The organism is Caballeronia terrestris, from assembly GCF_001544515.1.
GTDB lineage: Bacteria > Pseudomonadota > Gammaproteobacteria > Burkholderiales > Burkholderiaceae > Caballeronia > Caballeronia terrestris.
Genome location: NZ_FCOL02000584.1, coordinates 1 through 676, shown reverse-complemented (window position 1 = coordinate 676; position 676 = coordinate 1). Strand labels below are relative to the sequence as shown.

Genomic DNA, 676 nt, shown 5'->3' with positions numbered 1-676 from the left:
GGCGCCGGGGCAGCTCCGCTGGCGTCAATCTGCCTGTCGAAATCTGCCTGTCGCAGTGCGCCCGGCATCATGCACATCATGCTGGCCAGCACAGGCTGGTGCTCAGCGAAAGCAGTGAAGGCACGAAAGCACGATGGTCACCTCACGGCGCCGTTCCGGTCCTCGCGAGCTGTGCCTTCAGCGCGCGCATCTCTTCTTGGCGCTTCGTCACGTCCCGCATGATGGCCGCCATGCCATCGACCCGCCCTTCATGGTTCTTTAACGGGACGATCGAGAACTCCACCGAAATGCGCGTACCGTCTTTACGGTTCGCGGGTACCGACAACAGATCCCCGCGGTCAAAGTGGCTCTCGCCTGTTTGCATCACCCGACGATAGCCGTCCCAGTGACGCTGACGAAAGTCCTGCGGGACAATGATGTCGAGCGATTGCCCCACCGCCTCGCTGGCTGCATAGCCAAAAATCCGCTCGGCGCCCTGATTCCAGAAGTGAATCACGCCGTCCTGGTCACTCGCAATAATTGCATCAGAAGCTGTGCCGAGAATTGCCTGGGTTAATAGCTTGTCGAAGACCATCGTCAATCTCCTGTATGCGGAATCCCGTTTTGTCTCCGGGCGTACCCGGTGGCCGCGATACTGCATCGCGTACCTGCGGTATCGCAGCGATCATCGGGAAAT

Annotated in this window: 1 protein-coding gene; it reads right to left on the bottom strand. The window is 59.8% G+C overall.

Features of this window, described 5'->3' with window-relative positions:
• Window positions 1-142 precede the first annotated feature (142 nt).
• The gene (locus tag AWB67_RS39075) at window positions 143-574 is read right to left on the bottom strand and encodes a PAS domain-containing protein (protein ID WP_062638751.1); all 432 of its coding nucleotides are present in this window, start codon (window positions 572-574) and stop codon (window positions 143-145) included.
• Window positions 575-676 lie beyond the last annotated feature (102 nt).